We start from the raw sequence: 5,191 nt of genomic DNA, 5'->3' as shown, positions 1-5,191 counted from the left end.
TTTCAAATTCTTATTTTATTCGTAACATAAATTCTGCTTTCTACGCATACATCATTTCGCTTAACATTATCTCCTCCACGCATTTCAGAATATTATTCATCAGCCCCTACCCTAGCTTCTTTATACACCTTCCTCAATATTTCCGGTAACAGCATAAACTGATAGTTGGCGGACTTATTTTCCTTTAAATATATTTTACGCAACATTCCATACCTTCTATCTATTCGTACCCTCCTTATCTTGCACCTTTGTCATATCTCTTTTTTAGTGCCTTTCTTATTTCATATTCTTCTATCTCCCGATTTCTCTCTGCTTGAACAAGCATATCCGCCTTATTCTCGCCAACTGCTCGTTTCAATCGGTAATAATCCTGATTTTCTTCTTTAAGACTGTCGATTACCTCTATCTGCTCCTGATTCCGCATAGCTAACATTTTGTTTGAACTCTCTAATCTGTTATATTTATACTGAACTCTATCAACTTCTTCACGAATTTTGATATATGCCAGATATAAGCTATATAGTAATTCCTTCAATTTTCCAATCACTGGCTTTGCCTTCTTCTCTCGATAGGTTTTAGCAGATTCCAGAAAATCTGCTTCTGGAAGCACTTCATCTATGGGTTTAGAAAACTCCCCAGCATATCGCCTTATATTATCTGCAAGAGGAGCTATCCGTTTAAGCTGTTTTTCATATTTCTCGGCTTGTTTCTTTGATTTTTCTGCTTCTTTTTCTGTTTTATCCAAATTATCCTGAACCTTACAAATATCCTTCTCAAGTTCATCCAATTGGTCAAGCATCCTCTCATTTATTTCTTCCATCACCACTTTGCGTTCTTCTAGTCTGGCATTTTTTTCCTCCAACCTAGCTTTTTGAACTTCTAACTCTGCAACTTCCTTTTTGCGTTCTTTTTTCTTGAAATTGTAAACATCCAAATGCTCTTCATGTGTGCCTTTCTGCTCCCATTCAATTCCATATTGCTTTGCAATTTCTGCCAGCACTTCTTTTTCATGGTTTATCCACTGATTCAGTTCTGTATCATGCTTATTTCCACCTTGAAATCCAAGGCTTTTCAATGCCTGTTTCAGTGAAACTCTGGTATCCATTCCTTTTCCCTTCCAGTTAGTCACATAAGGCACAAAGTCAATATGTAAATGTGGTGTTGCTTCATCCTGGTGCAGATAGCAGCTAAATACGCAAAGTGTCGGATTCCGTTTTTGGAAGTCTTTCACATATTCATCCAGTACCTTTACAGCCATATCTCCTTCTGTCGTTCCCACTGCCATATCCTCACGATTTCCAATCTGGAATATCACTTCATGAAACAACTTTTCTTGTTTGCTCTGTCGTATTTTTTCATAATAATTTGCAATCTGCCTGTCCTTTCTTTTCCCAACATTGTATCTCTCCACAGCATCGTCAAATAGCTCTTTATAAACTTCTTTCAGATTCTCATTCTGGTAGCAAATATTCAGTTGTACTCTGTCCGGATCTACATTTTCTGCTATAAAATCCCGTCTGTTATGAGCCAGTGAACCGGCTCCGATCATACCACTAATCGTTCGTTTCATCATAAGTTTTCTCATCTCCTCTCTGTTCGAGTGCCAGATATCGCACGTGATTTTTATTTACGCCAGTTATGGCGATATTTAAGAAACTGTCGCCGGATACGGCGGTTTTGTTACTTTTGTCAAAAGTAACGCAAAAGCACTTTCGACAGCCGTACCGTCCATCAAAAGTACCCTTGCGCCCTGCCGGGGTGCAAGACGTCCGGAGGACGTCTGCCCTGCACCGACCGAAGCGGAGCGGAGACCTATTTTATCTCCTTCGTTACTCTCTCAACTAAATTATTCCGGTATTCTCGCCTGCACATATTCCAGATTTCCACAGTACGGCGTTCCCACCAGATACCATTCTCTTGCCGTATTCATCTCCATTCTTGTCCTTACCCACTTATCGTCAATCAGAACCTCAAGACCTTCTCCACAGTGAAATCCCGTATCGATCCATAAATCTGATGATAATAAGCCATATCTGTCATTGCTACTGTTATATCCTAATCTTCCTTGTTTCATTGTACCATTCTCCTTTCACAGCGATAAAATTTCCGTTAAATTCACAGTTCAATCAGAACCTTTCGTTTGCACCTTACCGGCATTCTCCTTGTTTATTTCTCACAGGTGCGTGACACGCTCCTGTAATAAAGTAATCAGTAAGGACTGTTACCATCGAAAGCTCTCTTGCATTCCCTTTCTGTCCAGATATTCCTGCCGGAATCTTTCCCTTTCTTCTTCCGTTGGTGCCGTTTTGGATTTGCTGTACACTTCACGATTCATCATTGCATCCAGTTTTTTCTCCAATCCCAGCCGGATTATTTCTTCACCATCGTAGTTATCCATCAAAAAATATTGCAGGAGTTGAAAAAATAACTCATATGGAATCTGTACACTTTTATTTTGCATCTGTTCTCCTTTCAAGGTGGTAAGATTCCCCCTTCTTAAGAAATGGTAATCTTGCCATCTTCCTTTTTTATTCTGGCAACATCCAATACCATTGTTTTCCTCGTTTTACGGAATCAATTTCAAGTTCCCGTTTGGCATTCCACAACGTTTTTCTTTTTATTCCTCTGGATTCTGCTTCTTCTGCAATTTTCTTTTGAGTCATTCCTCCGTTTGCCAGAATCTCAAGCAAAAATTCTTTTGCTTTCTGGATTTTTTGTCCTCTACTGTCTCCATTAAGAAGTTCATCGGCACTGATATCATATTCTCCAATCCATTCAAACCCATTATTTTTATCCAGTCTGAATGCAATCGACGTTCCTTCCGGTGCAAGAGAACTTTTCGTATGGCATACCACTCTTATTTCCGGTTCTTCCTTCACTCGCCCGACAATCAAAACACTTCTTGCAGCCGCCTGAAAATCAATAGAACCCAGTCCACGATAAGAAGATTTACCATTACTGTTTTTGTTCATATGACCAATTAAAATGATTGCACAGTGATATTTTTCTGCTAGCACTGCGATACGCTTCATCAGTGGTCTGATCTCATTTGCCCGGTGCATATCTACCTCTGCTCCCAAGAATCCCTGAATCGGATCAAGAACAACCATTTTTGCTTTTGTCTGCACGATAGCTTCTTCCAATCGAACATCTGCCATTGTCAGTGGCTGATCGCTATCATCAATCACCAGCACCTTTGAACAATCTGCACCTGCCGCAAGTAATCTAGGTTTAATAGTATCTCCAAGACCATCTTCTGCTGTCTGGTAAATCACATTTACAGGCGACATAAGAGAGTGTTCCTGCCTATTGTCTTCGGCATTTAAATCCGCATTCTCACTATCGACTTCATCACTTCGTTTTTCTTTTGTTTTCATTGTATCAGTGACAGGAAGAATCGGTTCCCCTTTGGTCAGTTTTGCGATAATCTGAAGTACCATCGTTGTCTTTCCTTCACCTGGATCTCCCTGTATAATGGTCACTTTCCCATAAGGAATAAACGGATAAAGCAGCCATTCTACCTGTTCCACCTCTACTGAATCCATATTAATCAGTTTCAGTTTTGGTTCTATTCTACAATTCTCAATTATATTTTTTTCATTCATGTTCATTCCATTATCTCCTCCTGCCCTTCCGGGCAAGTCTCTGATAAACAGATATTCGGGAATTGTCGTATTTCCCGATTCGTGATATACTGAATCTGCCAAGATGGTATATCAGTGAATCTGATTATCAGAGAACTTGCTCAGATTATCTATCTGGGCTTTTTCTTTTATCTTTTCAACCTTCATCTCTTGCTTCTCCCAAACCAGTAACAGCATTTCCATTTTCATTATCCAGCAGATTTGCAATCTTCCTCTGCTGATTTGGATAAAGATGTCCATAAGTGTTCAATGTGATACGAATATCTTTATGCCCTAATCTGTCCCGAATCAGTAATGGTTCCACGCCTTTCTCAATGAGATAAGCTACATGACTATGTCTGAGATCATGCACTCGGATTTTCTTTACTCCTGCCAACTCAATCTGCCGTTTCATCTTATGCTGTACCGCTTCCTGAACGACTGGAAATAATCTTTCTGTATCTGGCATTCCATAGTGACCATCTACAAATTTCTTAATTTCCTCTTTTAGAAATTCTGGAATTTCGATTGTCCGAAAAGACTGTTTTGTTTTCGGTTCTGTGATAATATCCTGCATTCCTGTTCGATAATAAGTCTTATTGATACTGAGCTGATTTTTCTCAAAATTAATGTCAGCTTTTGTAATCGCAAGCAGCTCCCCGATTCTGCATCCAGTCCAAAACAATACCTCAAACATAAGATAATATCGTGTTCCCGGCTCCATTGTCTGTATAAACTGTTTATACTCGTCCAGTGTCCAGAAGTTCAAACTTCTTGAATCCGAATTTCCCATTCGTTTCACTTTCTTACATGGATTAACCGGCAAATCATAGATCTTAGCTGCATGTGTAAACAGACTGGTCAACTGATTCTGAATCATTCTCAGATAAGAATCTGAATATCCTTTCTTCTGAATTTCATTCTGCCACTGAATAATCTGTGAAGCCTTAATCTCACTCATCATCTGATTTCCAAAGTATGGAATAATATGCTGTTGCATCATATATCTTTTATTTTTGATTGTCCGATCCTTCAGTTCATTCTGTTTGTCTGAAAAATAAATCTCAATAAAATCGCTCAGTCTCATATCCATACTTCGCTCATTGCTTAACTTTTTACTTCGTTCAAACTCCAATGCTTCTCGCTTTGTTTCAAATCCACGCTTTCTGCGTTTTTTCTTCTCACCCATAACATTAGTCTCAAACCACTGGGCTGTCCATTTTTTTGTGTCTTTTTCTCTGTAAGCCATATTGATCCTCCTTTAATTTCCTGCTATTTCATAGCCATACATCTTTTTTGCCCAAAATGCCTTTGGTATTCTTCCAGCCATCGTAATATATCCCTGTGCAGCCAGTTCCTTATTCATAGCTTTTACCAGTTTATAGGCATGAGATTTTGAACAGTTTAATTCCTGTGCCACTTCATCAGCACTCATCATATAATTGTAGCTTGCCATTTTGCATCCTCCTTTCCTCTTTAGACTTCAAATACGTTTACTGTATTTTGTATTTGTACGATTTTCGTAAATTGATAATATCATGTATTTTAATCGTTGTCAATATTTCGTA

6 protein-coding genes are annotated in these 5,191 nt (G+C 38.8%); all 6 read right to left on the bottom strand.

Annotated elements, in window-relative coordinates; all coding sequences use genetic code 11:
- Window positions 1–235 precede the first annotated feature (235 nt).
- The 6 genes from RDS42_RS12385 to RDS42_RS12360 all read right to left on the bottom strand — a co-directional run bounded on the left by RDS42_RS12385 (window position 236) and on the right by RDS42_RS12360 (window position 5,079).
- On the bottom strand, window positions 236–1,549 hold the full coding sequence (locus tag RDS42_RS12385) for a plasmid recombination protein (protein WP_308783926.1): 1,314 nt from the start codon (window positions 1,547–1,549) through the stop codon (window positions 236–238).
- A gap of 297 nt (window positions 1,550–1,846) precedes the next feature.
- Window positions 1,847–2,074: a DUF5348 domain-containing protein gene (locus RDS42_RS12380; protein WP_257465679.1), complete on the bottom strand. Its 228-nt coding sequence runs from the start codon at window positions 2,072–2,074 to the stop codon at window positions 1,847–1,849.
- Between the two features lie 147 nt (window positions 2,075–2,221).
- The gene (locus RDS42_RS12375; RefSeq protein ID WP_257465678.1) at window positions 2,222–2,461 is read right to left on the bottom strand and encodes a complexin-2; all 240 of its coding nucleotides are present in this window, start codon (window positions 2,459–2,461) and stop codon (window positions 2,222–2,224) included.
- A gap of 67 nt (window positions 2,462–2,528) precedes the next feature.
- Complete coding sequence (locus RDS42_RS12370; RefSeq protein ID WP_257465677.1) at window positions 2,529–3,611, bottom strand: AAA family ATPase; 1,083 nt, start codon at window positions 3,609–3,611, stop codon at window positions 2,529–2,531.
- Window positions 3,612–3,780: 169 nt separating this feature from the next.
- Complete coding sequence (locus tag RDS42_RS12365) at window positions 3,781–4,872, bottom strand: site-specific integrase (protein ID WP_257465676.1); 1,092 nt, start codon at window positions 4,870–4,872, stop codon at window positions 3,781–3,783.
- A gap of 12 nt (window positions 4,873–4,884) precedes the next feature.
- On the bottom strand, window positions 4,885–5,079 hold the full coding sequence (locus RDS42_RS12360) for a helix-turn-helix domain-containing protein (protein WP_257465675.1): 195 nt from the start codon (window positions 5,077–5,079) through the stop codon (window positions 4,885–4,887).
- Window positions 5,080–5,191: the final 112 nt, after the last annotated feature.

The organism is uncultured Blautia sp., assembly GCF_902497045.1.
Classification (GTDB): domain Bacteria; phylum Bacillota; class Clostridia; order Lachnospirales; family Lachnospiraceae; genus Blautia_A.
This window is presented reverse-complemented; position numbering and strand designations above follow the sequence as displayed.

Coding starts and splice junctions, on each gene's coding strand:
- RDS42_RS12385 (WP_308783926.1), bottom strand. CDS start 1,549: ATGATCGGAGCCGGTTCACTGGCTCATAACAGACGGGATTTTATAGCA.
- RDS42_RS12380 (WP_257465679.1), bottom strand. CDS start 2,074: ATGAAACAAGGAAGATTAGGATATAACAGTAGCAATGACAGATATGGC.
- RDS42_RS12375 (WP_257465678.1), bottom strand. CDS start 2,461: ATGCAAAATAAAAGTGTACAGATTCCATATGAGTTATTTTTTCAACTC.
- RDS42_RS12370 (WP_257465677.1), bottom strand. CDS start 3,611: ATGAACATGAATGAAAAAAATATAATTGAGAATTGTAGAATAGAACCA.
- RDS42_RS12365 (WP_257465676.1), bottom strand. CDS start 4,872: ATGGCTTACAGAGAAAAAGACACAAAAAAATGGACAGCCCAGTGGTTT.
- RDS42_RS12360 (WP_257465675.1), bottom strand. CDS start 5,079: ATGGCAAGCTACAATTATATGATGAGTGCTGATGAAGTGGCACAGGAA.